14 protein-coding genes and 1 pseudogene are annotated in these 20411 nt (G+C 47.4%); 3 read left to right on the top strand and 12 right to left on the bottom strand.

Features of this window, described 5'->3' with window-relative positions; all coding sequences use genetic code 11:
• Positions 1 to 24: 24 nt before the first annotated feature.
• Positions 25 to 1464, top strand: coding sequence for a sodium:proton antiporter NhaD (nhaD, locus tag CWI82_RS10960; protein ID WP_130203567.1), 1440 nt, complete (start codon positions 25 to 27; stop codon positions 1462 to 1464).
• A 24-nt stretch (positions 1465 to 1488) separates the two neighbouring features.
• On the opposite strand, the gene aceK is transcribed toward nhaD, so the two are convergent.
• The 6 genes and pseudogenes from aceK to CWI82_RS10930 form a co-directional block, all read right to left on the bottom strand.
• Positions 1489 to 3231, bottom strand: coding sequence for a bifunctional isocitrate dehydrogenase kinase/phosphatase (gene aceK, locus CWI82_RS10955; RefSeq protein WP_130203566.1), 1743 nt, complete (start codon positions 3229 to 3231; stop codon positions 1489 to 1491).
• A 2-nt stretch (positions 3232 to 3233) separates the two neighbouring features.
• Positions 3234 to 4169 (bottom strand): LysR family transcriptional regulator, encoded by a 936-nt coding sequence (locus CWI82_RS10950; RefSeq protein WP_130203565.1) that lies wholly within the window; start codon positions 4167 to 4169, stop codon positions 3234 to 3236.
• An 87-nt stretch (positions 4170 to 4256) separates the two neighbouring features.
• The gene (locus tag CWI82_RS10945) at positions 4257 to 7424 is read right to left on the bottom strand and encodes an amidohydrolase family protein (RefSeq protein ID WP_130203564.1); all 3168 of its coding nucleotides are present in this window, start codon (positions 7422 to 7424) and stop codon (positions 4257 to 4259) included.
• Positions 7425 to 7439: 15 nt separating this feature from the next.
• Positions 7440 to 7598: a YqaE/Pmp3 family membrane protein gene (locus CWI82_RS10940; RefSeq protein ID WP_092858317.1), complete on the bottom strand. Its 159-nt coding sequence runs from the start codon at positions 7596 to 7598 to the stop codon at positions 7440 to 7442.
• Between the two features lie 18 nt (positions 7599 to 7616).
• A pseudogene (locus CWI82_RS10935) lies at positions 7617 to 9128 on the bottom strand (S10 family peptidase).
• A gap of 103 nt (positions 9129 to 9231) precedes the next feature.
• Positions 9232 to 10476 (bottom strand): NRAMP family divalent metal transporter, encoded by a 1245-nt coding sequence (locus tag CWI82_RS10930; protein ID WP_130203563.1) that lies wholly within the window; start codon positions 10474 to 10476, stop codon positions 9232 to 9234.
• Positions 10477 to 10602: 126 nt separating this feature from the next.
• On the opposite strand from CWI82_RS10930, the gene CWI82_RS10925 reads away from it, so the two are divergent.
• The gene (locus CWI82_RS10925; protein WP_233340260.1) at positions 10603 to 12471 is read left to right on the top strand and encodes a GNAT family N-acetyltransferase; all 1869 of its coding nucleotides are present in this window, start codon (positions 10603 to 10605) and stop codon (positions 12469 to 12471) included.
• Between the two features lie 3 nt (positions 12472 to 12474).
• Positions 12475 to 13398, top strand: a complete 924-nt coding sequence (locus CWI82_RS10920) for a histone deacetylase family protein (RefSeq protein WP_130203562.1) — start codon at positions 12475 to 12477, stop codon at positions 13396 to 13398.
• Positions 13399 to 13405: 7 nt separating this feature from the next.
• On the opposite strand, the gene vapC is transcribed toward CWI82_RS10920, so the two are convergent.
• From vapC to CWI82_RS10890, 6 genes are all read right to left on the bottom strand, one after another.
• On the bottom strand, positions 13406 to 13855 hold the full coding sequence (vapC, locus tag CWI82_RS10915; protein ID WP_130203561.1) for a type II toxin-antitoxin system tRNA(fMet)-specific endonuclease VapC: 450 nt from the start codon (positions 13853 to 13855) through the stop codon (positions 13406 to 13408).
• Complete coding sequence (gene vapB, locus CWI82_RS10910; RefSeq protein WP_130203560.1) at positions 13852 to 14094, bottom strand: type II toxin-antitoxin system VapB family antitoxin; 243 nt, start codon at positions 14092 to 14094, stop codon at positions 13852 to 13854. The genes vapC and vapB overlap by 4 nt, the downstream gene beginning before the upstream one ends.
• Before the next feature lie 74 nt (positions 14095 to 14168).
• The gene (locus CWI82_RS10905) at positions 14169 to 16112 is read right to left on the bottom strand and encodes a cytochrome c/FTR1 family iron permease (RefSeq protein ID WP_130203559.1); all 1944 of its coding nucleotides are present in this window, start codon (positions 16110 to 16112) and stop codon (positions 14169 to 14171) included.
• 110 nt (positions 16113 to 16222) lie between these two features.
• The gene (locus tag CWI82_RS10900; protein WP_130203558.1) at positions 16223 to 16732 is read right to left on the bottom strand and encodes a hypothetical protein; all 510 of its coding nucleotides are present in this window, start codon (positions 16730 to 16732) and stop codon (positions 16223 to 16225) included.
• 202 nt (positions 16733 to 16934) lie between these two features.
• Positions 16935 to 18404 (bottom strand): AAA family ATPase, encoded by a 1470-nt coding sequence (locus CWI82_RS10895; protein ID WP_130203557.1) that lies wholly within the window; start codon positions 18402 to 18404, stop codon positions 16935 to 16937.
• A gap of 450 nt (positions 18405 to 18854) precedes the next feature.
• The gene (locus CWI82_RS10890) at positions 18855 to 20093 is read right to left on the bottom strand and encodes an IS110 family RNA-guided transposase (RefSeq protein ID WP_130203556.1); all 1239 of its coding nucleotides are present in this window, start codon (positions 20091 to 20093) and stop codon (positions 18855 to 18857) included.
• Between the last annotated feature and the right edge of the window lie 318 nt (positions 20094 to 20411).

Genomic DNA, 20411 nt, shown 5'->3' with positions numbered 1-20411 from the left:
TCGCATGTTGAAGGAATAACAATCATGTGGAAAGTACTGCTGTTGTTGTTGGGCGCGAGCCTATTCTCCCCCGCCGCTTTCGCGGCCGCTGGTCAACTCGACTTGACCTCCGCTAACGTTGGTATTGCCGCCATCATTATTTTCACCGTTGCTTATATTTTGGTGATGGGTGAAGAAAAGCTACACATGCGCAAATCAAAGCCCGTGCTGCTGGCCGCCGGCTTAATTTGGATCATGATCGGTTTTGTCTACATGCAAAACGATCTGCCAGGAGTAGCCGAAGAAGCGTTCCGCCATAACTTGCTCGAATTTGCGGAATTGATGTTGTTCTTGTTAGTGGCAATGACCTACATCAATGCCATGGAAGAGCGCCGGCTATTTGATGGTTTACGCGCATGGATGATTAAAAAGGGCTTCACGTACAAGCAACTGTTTTGGCTTTCAGGATTTCTCGCATTCTTTATTTCACCCGTTGCCGATAACCTCACCACCGCGTTGTTAATGTGTGCGGTCGTCATGAAGGTCGCCGACGGTGATAAGAAGTTCATTAGTGTATCGTGTATCAGTATTGTCATTGCCGCGAATGCTGGCGGTGCCTTTAGTCCGTTTGGTGACATCACCACGTTGATGGTTTGGCAAGCTGGCATGGTCGAATTCCACGAGTTCTTTGTGCTGTTTATTCCATCGTTGCTGAACTACTTGGTGCCGGCGGTTATCATGAGTTTCTTCATCGAAAATCGTAAGCCAACAGCAATTTATGAAGAAGTTGAACTCAAGCGCGGAGCGTTGCGCATCACTGCCCTATTCTTGCTGACGATAGCAACAGCGGTTGCTTGCCATATGTGGCTACACTTACCGCCAGTGCTAGGTATGATGATGGGCCTTGGTTATCTGCAATTCTTCGGTTACTTTTTGCGTATGACATTGCCGGGCTCATTGGCACGCAAACGTGCCATGGCCGAACGTGCTGGCGATATGGCCCGCCTTGAGCGCTTGGGTGGCGTGGTGCCGTTCGACGTATTTAACCGCGTGCAACGCGCCGAGTGGGATACGCTCCTATTCTTCTACGGTATCGTCATTTCGGTCGGCGGCCTTGGCTTTATGGGCTACCTATCGTTGCTCTCAAATACCTTGTATCTCGACATGAGCCCAACCTTTGCCAACGTTGCCTTAGGCTTAATGTCAGCCATTATTGATAACATTCCAGTGATGTTTGCGGTGCTATCCATGCAACCTGAGATGTCGCACGGTCAGTGGTTATTGATTACCCTAACAGCGGGTACCGGTGGTAGCTTGTTATCAATTGGTTCAGCTGCAGGTGTGGCACTTATGGGGCAAGCGCGTGGTTATTACACCTTCGCTAGCCATCTCAAATGGACCCCAGTCATCGCTCTTGGTTATATCGTCAGTATCCTGGCCCACATGTGGCTAAACGATAGTTTATTCACCGTGTTTAATCACTAACGAGTAACGAATAACCAAAAACGCTTATTCCGAGGTCGTGCGCACACAACGCATAAAGCGCACGGCTTCTGGATACGGAAATACATCCGTAATCACCCCACGCGCTAAATTATCTTGTTGTTGACGCCAAAACTCTGCATCGATTAACTCTGGATGATATTTCAGTAGGATATCTCGTAGCTTCGGTTGTGGTACTGCATAAGTTGCGAGTTGTTCAGGAAATACGTCGTTGGGGCCAACAGCATACCAAGGCTCGGGCGCTATCATTTGCTCATAAGTTTCCGGTTTTGGTAGCTTCCGAAAATTCATTTCGGTGAGGTACTGAACTTCGTCGTAATCGTAGAATACCACCCGTTTGTGGCGCGTGAGACCGAAGTTTTTCAGCAGCATATCGCCGGGGAAAATATTCGCAGCCAACATGTCTTTAATAGCTTGCCCGTAATCTTTCATCACCAGCTCAATTTCAGCGTCAGTGCCGTATTCCAAGAAGATATTCAGCGGCATCATCCGCCGCTCAACGAATAATTGGCTGATCACGAGCTGACCGTCTTCAATCGTTAAACTGCCAGCCACGGTGGTTTTCAGCTCTTCAAGTAAATCCGGCGAAATGCGGTCTAACGGAATCGCCACGTTGGCAAACTCATAAGTATCAGCCATACGCCCCGCACGATCATGGCGTTTAACCATGCGATAACGGTCAATGACCGTTTGTCGGCTCATTTGTTTGCCGCCACCGAACTGGTCTTTGATTACTTTAAATACATAAGGATACGACGGTAGCGTGAATACCGTCATCACCATCCCTTTAATACCTGCAGCGGCCACTAACTTGTCGTCACTAGCATCTAAATGGTGCAGAAAATCGCGATAAAATTCGGTTTTACTTTGCTTATGTAAACCAATTGCTGAGTATAACTCTGCAATCGTTTTCTTCGGCATCAGGCCTTTTAAGAAGCGCACTAACGCCGATGGCGCACGGGTATGCACCATAAAATACGAGCGCGCGAAGGCAAAAATAATCGCCATCTGATCGGTATCAGTTATCAGGGCGTCCAAATAAAGTCGCCCTGCGCTATTGCGTAGCACCGGCACGATAAACGGGAAAATGCGATTGGCACTCACAATTCGGCCCACCACATAGGCCGCTTTGTTACGGAAGAATGGCTCTTTCAGCACATCAATGCGTAACTGATAGGTTGATAACTCCCCGGCTGCTGTTTGCTCGCGAAAGGCTTTGCGTAGCAAGCGAATGTCTTCTGATAAGTCGTCATATTCGGCGCCAAAATCGATATCGCCCATGATGCGCGCTAACGTGCGGCGCATGCCCTGCACCACCGGGAAATACGAACGGAATTCGGTTTCCAGCGCCAGCGGAATGCTGTCGCTTAACGTGGTTTCGACAAAAATATAGGCGTTGTTGAAATAGCGCCGATGAAAGAGATTACAAAATACCGAGTTATAGAAGGTTTCAGCCAGCTCGGCCTGCGGATGGAACTGTAAGAATTGTTGGTAGATTTTGCGGGTTTCTAACCAAAGCGCTTCGTTGAGTTCACCGCCGGTAAGCTGATTCAACACAGCGGTGGTTTCGCGCACGCGTTGGTCATAAAAGCTAATGCGCACAGTGGCTGCATACTGGCCGGCATGCCAATCGCCATGGGCAAAACGATCGCGAGCTTGGCGAGTCACGTCCTGAAATAATGCATAGTGCTTGTGAAAGCCTTGCAGTATTTTTCGAGCGAACATGCCCGCGCGCTTCGCATCACTCATAACTAATGATGCGCGGCTGTGTCGGTAATCAATTGGCGGAACCAGCGATGACCAGCGTCATGCTGCAGGAGTGGACTCCAAATCATAGTCAGCTCCAGCGCCGGAATCGTGAACGGTGGTTGTAGCATCACCAGCTCATCATCATCTTGGTATAATGCCGCGGCCTGACTTGGCAATGTGGCGATAAGCCCTTGCCGGGCTAAGTGCATGGCTACATGGTAGTTACGGGTAAACACGCGGATTTCACGTTTGTGGCCGAGCTTACCGAGAGCTTCATCAACCCAACCAAGTTTCTGAACATCGTGCGGATCCATCCCCACCCCGACACCAAAACCGGTTTTACTCACCCACACATGTTCGCCTTTAAGGTAATTCTCAAGCGTGTAGTTTTGCACGAGTGGGTGGTCTTTGCGCACTAAACAACTGAAGTCATCTTCCCATAAGTTCTTTTGGTGAAACGACTGCGGTAATTTTTCAAAGCGGTTAATGGCAAGGTCAACTTTACCGTTTTCAACGTCATGAAAGCTGATGTCACTCGGTGTCATGATGTCCAAGGCGACATGAGGCGCTTGCTGTTTCAGCTTTTCGAGTAATCGCGGCATCAATGTCGATGCGGCATAGTCTGACGCCATAATACGAAATACGCGGTCACTGGTGGCGGCATCGAACTCACGGGCCGGTTGCACCATTTCTTCCACGGAATACAGGATTTGGCGCACCGGTTCTTGCATACGCAAGGCGGTTTCAGTTGGTAGCATACCTTCACTGGTACGCACTAGAATCGGATCATTGAGCAAGGTGCGTAAACGCTTTAAGCCATTGCTCATGGCGGGCTGAGTTATATTGAGTTGCGCGGCGGCTTTGGTCACATTTCGCTCGCGCAATAACACGTCGAGGTAGACCAATAAGTTGAGGTCGATATCTTTAATGTTATTCATAAAAAAAATAAATCCCGCTATAAGAATATAGCGGGATTATAGACATAATTTTTCTGAGATACATCAATTGTGTGATGCGACTATGGTCTATTCCCAGAAAAACGGCTTGCGTGGTTCGGCTTTTGGCACCAGTTGGTTCATGGTTTCCGCATCAAACAAGCGGCCATTCACCATGGTATGCGTCACGCGATCAGTGACTGAGATATCCGCTAACGGATTACCATCAATCACAATAATGTCAGCCAATTTACCCTCTTTCAGCGAGCCGATATATTTGTCCATACCGAACTCTTTGGCTGGGTTAATGGTTGATGTTGCCAATGCTTGCAGTGGTGTCATGCCACCTTGCGCCATCATCCAAATTTCCCAATGCTGCGCTAAACCTTCACGCTGACCGTGCGCACCAGCTACTACATCCACACCCAAGTCTTGTAGCTTTTTAGCTACATCGGCATTGTTAAAGTGGTTGTAGTGGTTATGTGGTGCTTTTTCGCGGCGCACAGAACCGACTAATGCATCGTCTGGTACAAACTTCGATAGCTTCGGATGCTTCCATACGTCGGTTTCGGCATACCAGTAGTTTTCACCCCAGATGCCGCCATATGCAACGCCCAACGTTGGCGTATAGTTCACGTCGGTTTGGCTCCAGAACTGTTCGATGTCATCGTAGATTTTCGCCACTGGAATCGAGTGTTCAATCGTCGTGTGACCGTCGGCAACCATGCTCAAGTTATGTTGCAGCAATGAACCACCTTCTGGTACCACCATCATGCCTAACTCACGACCGGCTTGAATAATCTGCTGACGCTGATTACGACGCGGTTGGTTGTAGCTCTTCACCGAGAATGCACCCACTTTTTGCAGACGTTCAAGGTGGAACTTAGCATCGTCTAAGTCATCCACGTGCGCGGTGTAACCCGGGCCATTCGCACCGTACAAAATCGTACCGGTTGAGAAAGTACGTGGCGCAGCAATTAAACCAGCCTTTTGCAATTCACTGGCGGCAAAGATTTCAGTCGTGTCATTTGACGGATCATGAATCGAGGTAACACCAAACGCCAAGGTGGCATAAGTTTTCCAGTTTTGCTCTGGAATAATCTCGTTGTCACCTTGCGGGCCATGCGCGTGACCATCAAACAAGCCAGGCATCACGGTTTTACCGTTGGTATCTATCACCGTTGCGCCGCTTGGTACGGTCACGTCATCGACACTGCCGACCGCAACAATTTTGTTGCCTTTGACAACCACGGTGCCACGTTCAATGACCTGCTCGCCTTCCATGGTAATCACCTGACCACCAACAAAAGCGACGGTTTCATCATGCATGCCGGCATCGGCTGTGAAGCTGATATCCAAACCATTCGCCACTTTCTCGAACTCTGAATCGCCATCAATGCCGAACAAGCCATTAACTGACGCATGATAAAGCTCTGGGCCAAGTGACCAATATAGCGCTTGCCCATCACCGCTCCATGAGATGTTTTCGCCGGCACGCACTGACAATTGCTCAATAGGGAACTGTTTGTCAGTTGGGCTGATACGAATTGGCGCACCGCGCTCAACAAATGGCGTCACAAATACTTTAAAGCGCTCAGCAAACGCCAAGTGCTCACCATCCGGAGAAACACGGAACTCGGTTGCGTGCTCAGCGGTGTACAACGTACGTGATTCTTTGGTGACCAAATCAACGCTCATTAACGACGGTGAACCATTGAATGCCATCAAATAAACGCGATCGCTGCGTGCACCAAATTGTGGCGAGCTGCCGCTTTCACTGATCAAACGCGGTTTCGCGCCTTTGTTCAGCGATAAATGATAAACACCTGGGTTTAAACCATAAGTATCTGAGGTGATATAGCCACCACGAATTTTACGATACACCACAGCGTTACCATCTGGGCTAAATACCGGCTCAACGAATTTACCTTCGCCTGTCGCCAATACGGTTTCTTTGCCTGACTTCACATCACGGACAATCAGCTGACCCAGCTTTTGGTCATCCCATGTGGCATAAACTAATTTATTGCCGTCGCGTGAATAGCTTGGATAAAGCTCCCATGCACCTTCACGCTTGGTGAGACGTTTCGGTTCGCCATTTGGCAAGCTACGTACATAAAGCTTACCCAGTGCCTCGAACACAACTTGCTTGGCGTTTGGTGCAACTTGCACCATACGTAGCATTTTCACCTTAAACTGGTCTTCATCTAGGTTGGTTTCGAAGTGCAACGCAGTTTGGACTTTCTTGGTGGTTTCCACGCTAAACGGAATCACGCGAGTACTGCGGCTAGCAACATCGAGTTGCATGATTTTACCGTCAGCCCAGAAAATCATTTTCTTGCTATCTGGGCTCCAATCCATGGTCGGATACACGCCATGAATAGCCCACGTTTCTTGCATGTCGCGATCAAGCTGATTGTACAGACGTGTTTTTTCGCCTGACTCTAAGTCGTACAAATACAGTACGCTGTTGAAGTCTTCACGCTTGATGTAAGCCAAATACTTACCATCAGGCGAAGGCGTTGGACGAATCGCACCACCGGCACCGCTTAAAATCACATCGATATCACCGGTTTCGCGATCATAACGTTTGATTTTGTAAATGCCTTCCAGAGAATCTTTGCTATAGTGGAAGGTTTTGCCTGGGGTATCGTCTTGCGAGAAATAGATATAGCGCCCATCTGGCGAAAACGCTGGCTCACCTAAATCTTTTTGATCATTCGGGCGCTCGGTTAACATCACACCCGAACCGCCTGAACGGTGGTACATCCATACTTCACCTGCGCCTAGAGAACGACTTGCGGTAAAATGTTTGCGGGCGACGATAAATTCGCTGTCTGGGCTCCATGCTGGGCTGTTCAACAAACGAAAGGTTTCGTCGGTTACTTGGCGCGGGTTGCTACCATCCGCATCCATAATCCAAATATTGTCGCCGCCGTCAGCATCTGAGGTATAAGCAATATATTTGCCGTCCGGTGAATAAACCGGCTGCATGCTCCAAGCAATACCACCAACCAATAATTCAGCATCGCCGCCGCTAGCAGGAATACGATAAATATCACCAAGCATATCGAAAACAATGAACTTGCCGTCTGGGCTCATGTCCACGTTCATCCAAGTACCTTCAGAGGTTTTGATCTGAATGTCTTTGAACTCACCTTGAGGATTATTGACGTCCCAGCCGTTTTCGGTTTGGGCTTGCGCAGAAAAAGAGAGTGCGACGCTGACCGCAAGGGCCAGCGTAGATAATTTTTTCATGGGTAAACCTTATTGTTATTTTTTGGCGATAACCCAAACCGCATGCACGATGCCAGGAATATAGCCGAGCAACGTCAGTACAATGTTTATCCAAAAATGCTTACCAATACCGACCTGCAAAAACACGCCCAGCGGTGGTAACAAAATTGCGATAATAATCCGGATTAAATCCATGGGTTATCTCCTTGGTCGTTAGTATTTCGCTGCTTCGTCCTTAGCAGGAATAGTCGCTTTTATGAATTCACGCAAGTCGTTGTTCGACAATTTCAAATCTTCTGCGCGCAAATACATCATGTGACCACTACGATAACCTTTGAAGCCAATACGGTCAGCCATACGACCGCTTGGATCGATGTGCCACATATTGTATTTCGCATCAAAATAATTGGTTGCGCCGTCGTAGTAACCTGACTGAATTAACACATTCAAGTAAGGGTTCTGTGCCATTGCTTGGCGCAGATTTTCACCAGTATTGTCGTTGCTGCGATCCCATGGGTGTACAGGGCCAAACATGTTGTATTTCACGTCAGTTTTGTAGCCAAGTTCTTCGCGCAAGTAATAATTGATCGCTGGAGTAAACGAATGTAACCAAGAGGTCAGCTCAGAGTTGTAATCTGGGCGTGAACCCACGTCATCACGGTCAATACCGAGGTAGCGCGAATCTAAACGACCAATGGTTTGACCGCGATCACGCAATAACTCTTTCCAGAAAAACGAGGTGCTGATATCAAGGTTGGCACGCATTACAGTTTGCTTGTCTAAACCTGAATACTTCGCTACTTGCTCAGCAATTTGCTCTTTCTCAGCGGCAGGCAACATGGCGCCTTTTGCTAAAGCTGGCAAGTAAACGTCAAGCGTATACTTCTCAACTTCCGGCAATAGCTCGAGTAAGTCTTTGCTTTGCAGATCAGAACTCAATGCATCGTGATACCACGCTGCCGCAGCAAAATACGGTAAGCGGTTCGCTGCTTTTACTGGGCCGTTACGCTCAATGCCGATATCCGTTGGCGATACCAAGATGACACCGTTCAAATACATCCACTGACGGTTTTGCAGCTCAAGCGCTAAACCTGATACACGCGTGGTACCGTAGCTTTCACCAATCAGGTACTTCGGTGAGCGCCAGCGTTCATGACGGGTCACAAAGGTGTTGATCCAATCAGCTAAATATTTCACATCGGCATTCACACCAAAGAACATTTTTTGCAGTTCATCACGCGAATACTGTGAGCCGTCTTTCTTTGGCAACGGGCGTGAATAGCCGGTGTTCACTGGGTTCACAAACACAATATCAGCGACATCGAGTACTGAATGCGGGTTGTCTTTCACGCCGTACGGCATGAGTGGGAAACCTTCGTCATCAACACGAAGTGATTTTGGACCGGTGTAAGCCACATGCATCCAAACAGACGCAGAGCCAGGGCCACCATTAAATCAAATTAATAGCGGACGTTCTTCACGGTTCTTAACGCCTTGGCGTTCGTAGTACGTGAAAAACAACGCGGCGGTTGCTTCGCCGTTTTCGTTAAACACTGGCTGGGTGCCGGTGGTTGCGGTGTATTTAAAACGCTGACCGTTGATGGTGGTGCTGTGCTCAGTCACAACCGTTTCGTCTGCGGCGATTTTTGCTTCTGGGAGTTCTGTTGCGGTTGCAGTTACAACCAAGCTTGACCCCATCATCACTGCGAAAATGAGATGTTTCATGCCCTTCATGATTACTTCCTCTGGTTTTATTGTTGTTCCATTTAATGCAATCGCTTGGTAAAGCTCAAGGCGAGTGAGCCAAACGTACTGATTTTCAAGATGGTCACGAGCCCATGAACAGCAAAAAGTACAAATAACCTAACGCGAAGACAATTAAGTAGGTTAATCCGATCCAGCCATAGGCTCGCATGCGCTTCGACATGGCATTTTTTCGCGCCAGCTTAAAGTTGAGCCAAGCGAAAAACGGCGTGGTTAAGAACGCTAACGTCATCGCAAATGTCAGCATTGGCCCGAGCGCGCTTTGAAAGTAAATAATCACTAGCATACCGGCGATTGACTGTCCGATGACCCACCAAGTGAGGCTGTCAGACTTAGCTTGAGACTCGCTCTTCTTCTTTGACGGTGCTAGAAGCGAACGGCATTCTTTGAGGGTTCGTGCGTAGCCATCGAGTACAGCCAGTGTGGTACCAAACATACACAAGAAAGCGATACCGCCGACTAGATATTCCGACCAAGCGCCAATGGTATTGCCATACATGCTGACAAATTGCTGCGCAAACTGCGTACCGGCTAATGCAATCGGTTGGTCACTACCGAATTGCACCAAGGCTCCAAGCGAAAGGAACACGACTGCCAAAGCCGCGGTTACCCAATAGCCTAAATTGAAGTCGAATAACCCGTGCTTCAAGCTGATTCGGGTGAGCTTTTGCTTGCTTTGCAACCACAGCGAATTAATTGCTGACAGCTCAATGGGAACAGGCATCCAGCCCATCATCGCTACTAAAAACGCCAGTGCTGAGAGTTGCCATGGAGATGGCGCAACAAAGTCGGCTGGTGGCGGCGGTGCGCTTCCCCATGCGATGATTACGGCCACCACAGTGGCTAAACTCAAGCTTGCCATAATCCATTTCGAAAGGGTGTCGAGCAGGCGATATTGGCCACCTAAAATAACCAACAGACAACCGAGCAAAATCAGCCAGCACAGGGCTAACAGTGACAATTCAGGAATAAATAACCTTAATAAGCTCGCAGTCAGCAACAACACGCCGGCCGTATTCACCACCGCCGCAATGGTATTCAAAATCGTGAAGAGCCACAGGTAAATCTTGCCTTCACCGTAGTATCCAGCAATTAAGTTTTGCTTACTTTCGAGTGTGTAGGTAACGGCAAAGCGGAAGAACGGATACTTCAGCACATTCACCAAAACAATCACCCACCAAAGTTGCCAACCGAATAAAGCGCCCGCTTGGGTTGAGGCGACAAGATGTGACGCGCCGACAGCTGCTGCCGCTAAAATAATGCCTGGACCAAGAGCGTGTCGCCGGGACGATTCTGTGAGTTGTGTCATAGGTTTATTCTTATTGTTTGAAAAATGACGCCCCACAGCATAGCGCCAATTTCGTCGAAGCCAAAATTATGTTTATACTGCCTTAGTAACTCATTGCAGTATTAGTACGGCATAAGGAATGAGACCATGGGTAGCAATGAACGACAGTTGATGGTTGATGGCCAACCGGCAAAGTGGCAACAGCTACTAAAGTCTGGTGACCGTATTTTTATTGGCACCCACGCAGGCGTTCCTCACGCATTGCTGCACGACCTTGCCGATCACAGTCAACACTTTCACGATATCGAAATTGTGCAGATTTATGCGCTTGGCGATAACCACTGGGTGAACCCCGAATACAACCAGACCTTCAAGGTCAACTCGCTGTTTATTGGTGGCGAGAAAGTACGCAAAGCCGTTGCCGAAGGCCGTGCCGATTACACCCCTGCATTCATGTCTGATATTCCGTCGTTATTTAGCGAAGAGATTCTGCCTCTTGATGCGGCGCTCATCATGGTGAGCCCGCCCGACCAATACGGTTACCATTCGCTTGGCGTGTCCGTAGATATTGTGTCCTCGGCCTTGCGTTCAGCGAAAAAGGTTATTGCCCAAGTGAATCCGAAAATGCCCGTCACTTTTGGCCAAGCATTCGTTCACAAAGGCCAAATTGATGCCTTTTTTGAAGCCGAGCAAGACCTGCCAGAAATTACCGCGCCTGAGCTCGATGCCGTGACCGAGCGGATTGGCCAGTATGTATCGTTGTTGGTGGAAGATGGCGCCACCATTCAAATTGGCTTTGGCAAAATTTGCGATGCCGTTTTGCGCTACTTGAGCAATCACAAAGACTTAGGCGTACACAGCGAGCTGATTACTGACGGAATTATGGAACTGATGCTTAGCGGCGTGATCAACAACCGCAAGAAGACCTATCACCAGCACAAAGCGGTGACTAGCTTTTGCATTGGTAGCAAGAAGCTCTATGACTTTGTGAACAACAACCCGCACATCGGCTTTTATCCATCGGAATATGTGAACTCACCAGCGAACATAGCCCGCAACGAAAAAATGGTCTCGATTAACAGCGCCATTGAGGTGGATTTAACCGGGCAAGTGGTGTCGGATTCCATTGGTCATCATTTTTATAGTGGAATTGGCGGGCATGTGGACTTTAGCCGTGGCGCCAGCATGAGTCCTGGCGGTAAACCAGTGATCGCCCTGCCCTCAACCGCCAAAAACGGGACCGTCTCACGGATTGTGCCATTTATTAGCGAAGGCAGTGGCGTCGCCACCTCGCGCGCGCATGTGTACTACGTGGTCACCGAGTTTGGCGTGGCATCGCTGCGCGGTAAAAGTATTCGTGAACGTGCGTTGGAATTAATTCGTGTTGCGCATCCAAAATTCCGCCAGCAATTATTAGAAGAAGTGCGTAAGCATTACTATGTGCCCCACTATCAAATTCTGCACTCGGTTGAAGTGCCTGAGCTTGGCCCGGTTGGCTTTAAAGAGATCTCCATTAATGGTGAGTTCTTTGACTTGCGTCCCCTGAATCCGAGTGACGAGCGCCGCCTGCAAGAGTTCTTCTATTCGCACACCAAAGAAACCCTGCAGATGCGCTATAACACGGTGCCTACCAGCATGAGCCGGGAAAAATCATGCACCTTGGTGAGTGTCGATCAGTCGCGTGATTTGGCGTTATGTATTGTGCGACAAAAAGGCTCAATGGCGCAGATTCAAGCCGTTGGTCGCTATTATCTGCTACACGACGAAAAAAGCTGTGAAGTGGCCTTTGTAACGCGAGAAACTCAGCACGGTAAAGGCATGGCAACCCGCCTGTTGGAAGAAATGAAGCGAATTGCCCGCGAGCGTGGCCTTGAGCGCATGCTTGCTTACGTGCGCTCAGAAAACGGCAAAATGTTGGCGGTGTTTGAACGCGCCGGATTTGTGCGTAAGCCTTCAGAAGAGCCTGGCGAAGTGTATTTGGAGTTGGTGCTTAGCGCACCCGCAGACAGTGAGTGATGTATGTCGATAACCGTATTTAGTCATCAATATTGCAGCTTGCATCGCGTTTCTGAGGTGCACCCAGAAGAGCCGGCGCGTATCGCCGCCATTAACGATCAGATTATTCGCTCGGGCATGGAATTTGCGCTTACGCAAAAAGACGCCAAACCAGCAACACGTGAGGACTTACTCCGCGTGCACGCCGCAAACTATGTCGATGACGTGTTCGAACGTGCGCCCACTGAACCCGACCAACATATTTGGCTCGACCCCGACACCATGATGACCGCCGGTACCCTGCGTGCAGCTTTGTATGCTGCCGGCAGCGGGATTTGCGCCGTTGACGAAGTGTTTACCGCCGAGAATCGCCGAGCATTTTGCTCGGTACGCCCGCCCGGTCACCATGCCACATGGGATGCCGCCATGGGCTTTTGTATATTCAACAATATCGCCGTGGCCACTGCTTACGCTATGCATGCTTACGGCATTGAGCGCGTGGCAATTGTTGACTTTGACGTGCATCACGGTAACGGCACCGAAGACATTTTTCTAAATGACGAACGCGTGCTGTTTTGTAGCTCGTTTCAACACCCGCTGTACCCGAATTCAGGTACCGAAACCATTAGTCACGAAGTGATCAATATTCCGTTGCCAGCCGGCTGCGATGGCCCAACGTGGCAAGCAGCCGTGCGCGAACGCTGGTTCCCTGCCATTGATGCCTTTGAGCCGCAACTGATCATGGTTTCCGCGGGTTTTGATGGTCATTTAGAAGATGACATGGCGCAGTTTAAGCTCACCGAAACGGACTATCACTGGATAGGACGTGAACTGAAGGAGTTGGCTGAACGCTACTGTGAAGGCCGCATTGTTGCGACTTTAGAAGGTGGTTACGACCACAGCTCGCTGGGGCGAAGTGTGGTCGCATTTTTGAAAGGCATGCAGTGACGTCAGGCTAGCGGTAAGCTGGTAGAGGTTCGTTAACCGTTGATTGTGGCGATTGCTGTAGCCAATTTTCGATCATTAGCCCAGGTACACGAATAAACTCACTGACATTATTGGTGACTACCGTTAATGAATGAGATCTTGCGTGTCCGGCTATCATCCCATCATATGAACCGATTGGTGTTCCTAATCGACGCAGCTCAGCACGAATAATCGCAGTTTGGTAGGCTGCCGCCGTGTCGTAATCCAGTACTTGAAGGCGCGACAAAAAGCTCTCTAGTTTATCTGCGTTGCTGACACGCTGCGCAGAACATTCAACGCCATAATACAGTTCCATGACGGTAACAGAACTAACGCATAACTCTCGTGCGTGGGCATCAAATAAATCGGCCAAAAACTCAGGTCGATTTTTCATGACATAGATACAAATATTCGTGTCGAGCATGTAACGCAGATTCACAGCGTTTCTCGCTGTTGTTCATCTGGTTGATCTCGTTCAGTCATGAAATCTGAGCTTGCCGGTTCTCCTGAAAACCAACTACGCCAACTCGATTTTGCTGGCGTTATGATACGACTTTCTCCAACCACTAAGACTTCCACTTCCCTAACATCTTCAGGGAAGGCGACATCTTTCGGCAATCGCACCGCCTGGGTTTGATTACTTTTAAATATTTTGGTTTTAGCTTTCGTTGATTTCATACGCGCCTCCTTTATCCAATTGTATATTCAAAATGGATATACCTAAGTATAGGCCGTAATTCAAATCCCGCTAGCTAAATTTTTCTTTGTTTAAGAAAGAACACGCTAAACACAATCAGCACAAGCACCTGCGCACCAAGACTCTCCCACGTGGCGGTCATACCGAGCCAGTCGATATTCAACGACACAGGGAATGGTGTGGCGCTAAGCCAACCTGCCTCTTGGAATGCGATCATTGCTTTACCGGCTAACACGAACGCAAGTATCAGCAGCAAGTACGTGGTGTAAGCAAAGAACTTGGCAATTGGCAGTTTCACGCTAAAGCGTAAGATAACCCACGTGATCATTGCCAATACCACGGCGGCTGCGATAAATCCGCCCCAAACGCTGGTGTGCTGCGCGCTTTGCGCTTGAGTCAGTAATGACTGATAGAACAGCACGGTTTCAAACACTTCGCGATACACGGCAATAAAGCTCAACAGGGCAATACCCCACAACGTCCCGGCCGCTAAATGAGCATTGAGATTTTGCTTGATGTATCGCTGCCATGCCTGTGCATTGGTTTTGCTGTGCATCCATATACCGACGTACACCAACACCACTGCGGCAATACCCGCAGCCACACCTTCCATGATCTCGCGGCTCGCACCACTAATTGAAATCAGTGACTGCGCCGCCCACCAGGTCAAACCGCCGAGCACAAGCGCAGCAAGCCAACCTGAGTGCACATATTTCACGGCATCGTTCCGCTCAGTACGACGCAGTACGGTAATCAGCGCCAGCACCACCAACAACGCTTCTAAGCCTTCACGCAGCAAAATCACAAAGCTCGCTGTTGCTAACGCAGTATTTGAAAGCTGCTGCTCATTCATGGTGGCTTGGGCACGCTCCAGGGCCGCTAGGGTGTCACTAATCGCGGCGCTCACTTGTGTTTGCTGATTCGGCGTTGCAATAATGCGACGCAAGTCCATCATTTGCGCTTCAATGGCTTTGGTTTGTGCGGCATCGTATGCACTCAAACCGTTCTCCATTAATTCAAAGCCATCTAAGTAAGCACTGACTGCGAGGTGGTTTGCACGCTTTAATTCACCTGCTTTGTAGGCCTCTTCCGCCGCTTGTAGGCGCGCTTTTGCCACCGCAAATGGCGATATTTCAGCTTGGAAAATTTGTTGCGGATTCGCCCGTAAAATAGTGACCAAATTCGCTTGAGAACTCGGTAGCTCAGCACGTAATTGTGCTGGGCTCGTATTAACCATTTGCTGTAAATCAATCACATCCATGCTGGCTTGCGGCGCAACCACGGTACCGTGTTGAAACGCGAGCGAGCCCACATAAAATGCCAGCGACCAACGCTGCTGCTCGGTCAAATCGGTGAAGGCCATCATGGCGGTGTCGTCAATGCCCTTCGTAATAGCATCGTATAGACCAAGTAGCGAGCGGTTTTCAGCGCGCTCCAAATCAGTAAAGTTGGTTGGCGCAGGTTCTAGGTTTTGCCCTGCAGGGCCGTCACCTTGACCTTGCTGGCCATGACATGCACTACATTGCGCTTGATATATCTCTTTGGTTTGCGCCGTTGGCAACAATGCTTTTGGCAGTTCCACTTTCGGTAACAGCTGCAAAATTTGCGCGCGTAACTGCGAGGTTGCACCGCGCACCTCAGCCAAATTCGCTTTACTCATGATTAATTCGCGTAGCTGTTGCGCCGGCTGGATTAACGTTTGTAGCGCTGGATTGTCAGTTGCGAGGGTGTTGATATTGCGCAGAATAATTGACGAGAACTCTTCCATTTCGGCATATTCGCCAGCGTTAACTACTTCGCCGTTGGCAACCGCCTCGCTGTAATCCACTCCAACATATTCCACCAACTGCGCAATTTGACGCATGTATTCTTGTTGCAGTTCTGGTTGATTGGCTGTTTGATTCGCTAAGGACTGGGCTTGTATCTGCGGGCTTAATACAGCCAGCGTGGCAAAAACAACAACCGCCAACGCGGCACGAGTAATGGCTTGAAGCGTCATGAGGTTCGCTCGTCAATTTGAAACGTTTAAAAGATAGAAACAAAGTGCATGTTATGACGAGCGATGTTACTACTAATGCGAATGATTCGCAATAATGCTGACGAGTATTTTTAGCCTATTCCTACATAGCAATAGACATCGTCATTCGATATTTCTTTGAACGTGTGTGACTCAGTGTCGATAATGAATACTTGTGTCGCTTTTAACCATAGCTTGTTGTCTTTATCTTTCTCAGATGCGGAACTAATTAAAGCGACAAAGTTGTCGCTCGATGGCATCACGTCTGGCATGCTCCCATATAATTGTTTAAATGAAGAATAATTTTCCGTACAGTTTGATACAGCTGCGCGCCCCTGAGGACCTTCTAGTACGTCGACTATTTCCCATCGTTTAGAGCCCTGCGTTTTTTTGGATAAAATAATCAGGCGCTCTTCGGTACTGAGATCTTTAACGCTGCCAAGTGAATACATGCAGCCTAAAAGACAACTTCCGGATAACTTCTTAAACCCAGGAAAATCTTTCTGAAAGTCCTGATAACGCTGACCAATTAAGTCCGTTGCTCCAGCTATGCAAGTTACATTGGCTAGAGAGAGTAACGCTGCAATCCATTTGGTTTTCATGTCATTTCCTTATTCAAGGCGTGTCTACGAATTACAATATTGAATAGCCCCTTGAAATACAAAATACTATGCTTGGGAAATGACTCGGAGCGGGACTGCTTTGTGCCAACAGCGGACGTTAACGCCGCGCTCTGCGGTAATTTTGGAGCGCAGCGGAGAAATTGTCCGACAGCAGCGCCTTGTTAGTTGCCTCATTCTAGGCTTATTTCATAACTGACAAACACCGGCTTAGAATCTGTCTATTTCCTATTATTATTAGTTTTAGCTTTTTTCTAGTTCTAGTTATATTTTGAAATAACATTTTCACTGAATCATAGTATGTTCTTGAGGTATAGATTAGCTTTCCATCAGCTCCATAAGAGAAGTATTCATCTATTACCACTGCAACATTGTCAAACTCTTGGCCAATGACCCGATGTGAATTCTTACTAGTAACTTCAGAATATGACTCATGGTGTTCATTGTTATATTGAGATGGCGTCAACCGTAGAACCTCCCAGCCCTCACTACTTATCAGGGAGATATAATTTTTAACATTTGATGAGTCGGTAAAGTAATCGAAGTCAATATTCCCACAATTCGATACAGCTATATTGTTTCTTTTATTGTCGAATAGCACTTTAATGAAATTCGCAATCTCTTTGTTTGTCCTTATTTTGTCCGACAAGCTATATTTGTAAGCACCAACAATAGAATTAATCTTGCCTTCAATATTTGTATGCGCTTCGGACCTTGATAGTGTTTGCTGCCTGTCATATGAAAAAATACAATGGGTATTTTTCGACGCTGCTTCTGCTATTAACTTGTCGAACTGATTTGCGTATATTCGTTGTGTTTCATCGACTACAACTAGATCGACATTGGTCAAGTCGTAATTTCTAAAATCTCTTATGGAGACGATATGCCAGCCTGAGTTGATTAGCCTTTGGTGCCCATCATTCAACTGCCCACAATGCACAACTACGGTTTTCATAGCCCCCATACGAGACTTTACAATATCGTATGTCAACAAAGTTTTTCCTGTGCCTGCTCCTCCAGTTAGTGAAATAACAGAGGCTGAAGAGCTCGTGATGTTTTTAGTAATTTGATTTTTTATTGTCTCTTGCTGTCCAGTCAGAAAATACTGTCCAGCTAGAAACTTGGTCGTTGAATTAAATGGAGAGACCAGATAGTCAGAAGGGTTGAAAAGAACATCAGGGCTTTCGAGCTTAATTAAGTTTTGACTAGTCAACAACTGGACTAGCGATTCTAATGGTACGGTTTCGATATCACCCGAAGAGTTCAATTGATATAAAACCTTGCTTGTAGCAACAAAACAATAGTTGTGGATGACTTTATTAATATGGTGAAGATAATATTTGTTTCTCGTTAACTGATTTTTTATCTTTTCTTCAGTGCTTTCATTCTTAATCTCAACATTTACTATGTAATTTGACCCAAAGCGGAGCAAGTCAAACTCTTTGCTTATGTGTTGTATTTTATAGCCAACATAAAAATCATTGTAAATATTGACAAATGACAACAGAGATAACATCTCGTTTATCAATACTTTTATATCACCCAACTCTGCATCATCAATATCTATTTCATAGTGCTCTCTGAATGACTTGTACTCGTCAGGAGCTAATGATTCATGAGCCTGAGAAAGAGATAATAAGTTAATACTTTTCATAAAATTTAATAAATTTCCAACACCGAATTTAGATATTTGAATTCTCAGAACCCTGTGAGATAGTCAGATAGCTTGCCTTAGCAACTAACATTTGTATATTGTGCGTGCGCACTTGGAAACTCGTCCCATTGATAGTTTTCGGATGTTAACTTACTGATCAAGCAGGCATTCCTGACTTGAAAGATTTCGAGTTAGGAAAGGCAATTTGAGCATGATCAGTTATACTCTACCGAGCGCATAATATCCAACCTTTATTTTTTGTTATGTCATTGACAGTAAACGACTTAAATACACAACAGAACAACAAAACGGGCATTATTCCCCAAGTGAATGTGCCGTGCATCGCTAAGGATACCCAAAACTATTAGTAACGGGACGGCTATTAACTAGTTGGAAAAGACTGAAAGTGAGAGGGTCCGCTTCACGCCCTGAGACTTTCAACAAGCTTTTTTATACCATTAGTAGCGGCGAATTTCGCTCTCGCAATGCCTTTAAATATTTTGCTTCATCGTAAGGTGTTTTGTTCTTCCAACAACGGTAAATAATGCGTATCCACTTAAATGCCAATGCTCTAACGGCAGACTGATGAGATTTACCCTTTTCTCTTTGCTGTTGGTAATATAGCTCAGCCCAATAAGATGAATACACCGTCTTAGCAGCCCACTCCACGAACGTCTGCCTCACGAACTTGGCACACTGCCATCGCCAATGCACCCATGATTTCTGTCCGCTCCGCTCGGTAACAGGAGCAATACCTGCGTAATTTTGTATCTCTTCGGCACTGTTAAAACGATTTCGATCATCACCAATTGCCGCCAGCATCCTCGGCCCCATGCAAGGTCCCATACTCGGTAATGATTTGAATAAGTTAGCATCCGGCAATGTGTCAAATAGCGCTTCAATTCGTTCGTCATAAGCTTTGATATTTGAAGCCACGAGTTTGATTTGTTTAGCTAGAGCGACCGCCATCAGCGCGTTAGCTTCGATGACACTGACGTCCGTAGTCAGTGGAACCGCATCTGCAATGTGCTTAATACGCTGCTCAGTATGAGCAACTGCTGTCCCACCTTTTGAATTGAGAAATATTCTAACCGTTTGAGCTCGCGCCCGTTTTAGTTGCTGGAGACTAGGCCATCGTATAACCAGATCACAAAACAGCTCACTGTCCCGATGGGAGAACCATTCCAGAGGTTGGGGATAATACTGTTTCAGTGTATTGATAATACGGTTCACAAAACGACGTTTATCTTCCACCAACAGACGGCGTTGCTCGACAAGCTGCTGTAATAACCGGATCTCGCTATTGCTCGGCTCAATAGCTTTTATCTTATTGGGATAGCGCAGCATCAAATCGAGAGCTAACTCAGCATCAAGTGGATCATCTTTAGCGCCACTGGGCCAAAAAGTTTGTCGATAACGGGCTAAAGATAACGCATGAACAGGAAATACAGTCACATAGGGATACTTTTGCAGTGCGTAAACAATCGGCCCTTTCTTCAGCTCAAGAGCAACCGCAATCGTTCCCTTTACCTGCTTGTGCAACTCTCTGAGCCAAGTATCAAGAGCTTCTGGCGTGTGTTTTATTACTTGGAAGCGACGTTCGCCACTCTCATATTGAATACACACATCGTGTTTTTTATCTGCCCAATCCAATCCGACATGGGCAGCAAACTGATTAATCGCAGTCATAACCAACTCCTACTTACTGAAGATTGGTATGCTTTCCACGCTCTTCGAAAGAAATATAGCCAGCAATTTGTATGCATGCCCTGAGTATTCGTTAGCGAGCTGTGGAGCACTTATTGGATCGAAAGAAAAGCGGTGATCGTCGAGTGATTCTCGCTCAATATTCGTATCCAATAAGCGCATACCCTGAAGCATATTTGATTGTAGCCCCCAGGGTGGGAATGACTATAGATCGCTCAAAGCTGACATTAATTCCAGCGCGAATTTTTTCCAAAAAAATGCAAATGCCTTTTGCCCCCAAGAAAATTTCGGCCAGGTACT

This window comes from Pseudidiomarina tainanensis (assembly GCF_004214835.1).
In the GTDB taxonomy this organism is placed as follows: domain Bacteria; phylum Pseudomonadota; class Gammaproteobacteria; order Enterobacterales; family Alteromonadaceae; genus Pseudidiomarina; species Pseudidiomarina tainanensis.
This window is presented reverse-complemented; position numbering and strand designations above follow the sequence as displayed.

Bases quoted from the DNA above. Each gene is read 5' to 3' on its own strand.
- nhaD (WP_130203567.1), top strand. From the start codon at position 25: ATGTGGAAAGTACTGCTGTTGTTGTTGGGCGCGAGCCTATTCTCCCCC.
- aceK (WP_130203566.1), bottom strand. From the start codon at position 3,231: ATGAGTGATGCGAAGCGCGCGGGCATGTTCGCTCGAAAAATACTGCAA.
- CWI82_RS10950 (WP_130203565.1), bottom strand. From the start codon at position 4,169: ATGAATAACATTAAAGATATCGACCTCAACTTATTGGTCTACCTCGAC.
- CWI82_RS10945 (WP_130203564.1), bottom strand. From the start codon at position 7,424: ATGAAAAAATTATCTACGCTGGCCCTTGCGGTCAGCGTCGCACTCTCT.
- CWI82_RS10940 (WP_092858317.1), bottom strand. From the start codon at position 7,598: ATGGATTTAATCCGGATTATTATCGCAATTTTGTTACCACCGCTGGGC.
- CWI82_RS10930 (WP_130203563.1), bottom strand. From the start codon at position 10,476: ATGACACAACTCACAGAATCGTCCCGGCGACACGCTCTTGGTCCAGGC.
- CWI82_RS10925 (WP_233340260.1), top strand. From the start codon at position 10,603: ATGGGTAGCAATGAACGACAGTTGATGGTTGATGGCCAACCGGCAAAG.
- CWI82_RS10920 (WP_130203562.1), top strand. From the start codon at position 12,475: ATGTCGATAACCGTATTTAGTCATCAATATTGCAGCTTGCATCGCGTT.
- vapB (WP_130203560.1), bottom strand. From the start codon at position 14,094: ATGAAATCAACGAAAGCTAAAACCAAAATATTTAAAAGTAATCAAACC.
- CWI82_RS10905 (WP_130203559.1), bottom strand. From the start codon at position 16,112: ATGACGCTTCAAGCCATTACTCGTGCCGCGTTGGCGGTTGTTGTTTTT.
- CWI82_RS10900 (WP_130203558.1), bottom strand. From the start codon at position 16,732: ATGAAAACCAAATGGATTGCAGCGTTACTCTCTCTAGCCAATGTAACT.
- CWI82_RS10895 (WP_130203557.1), bottom strand. From the start codon at position 18,404: ATGAAAAGTATTAACTTATTATCTCTTTCTCAGGCTCATGAATCATTA.
- CWI82_RS10890 (WP_130203556.1), bottom strand. From the start codon at position 20,093: ATGACTGCGATTAATCAGTTTGCTGCCCATGTCGGATTGGATTGGGCA.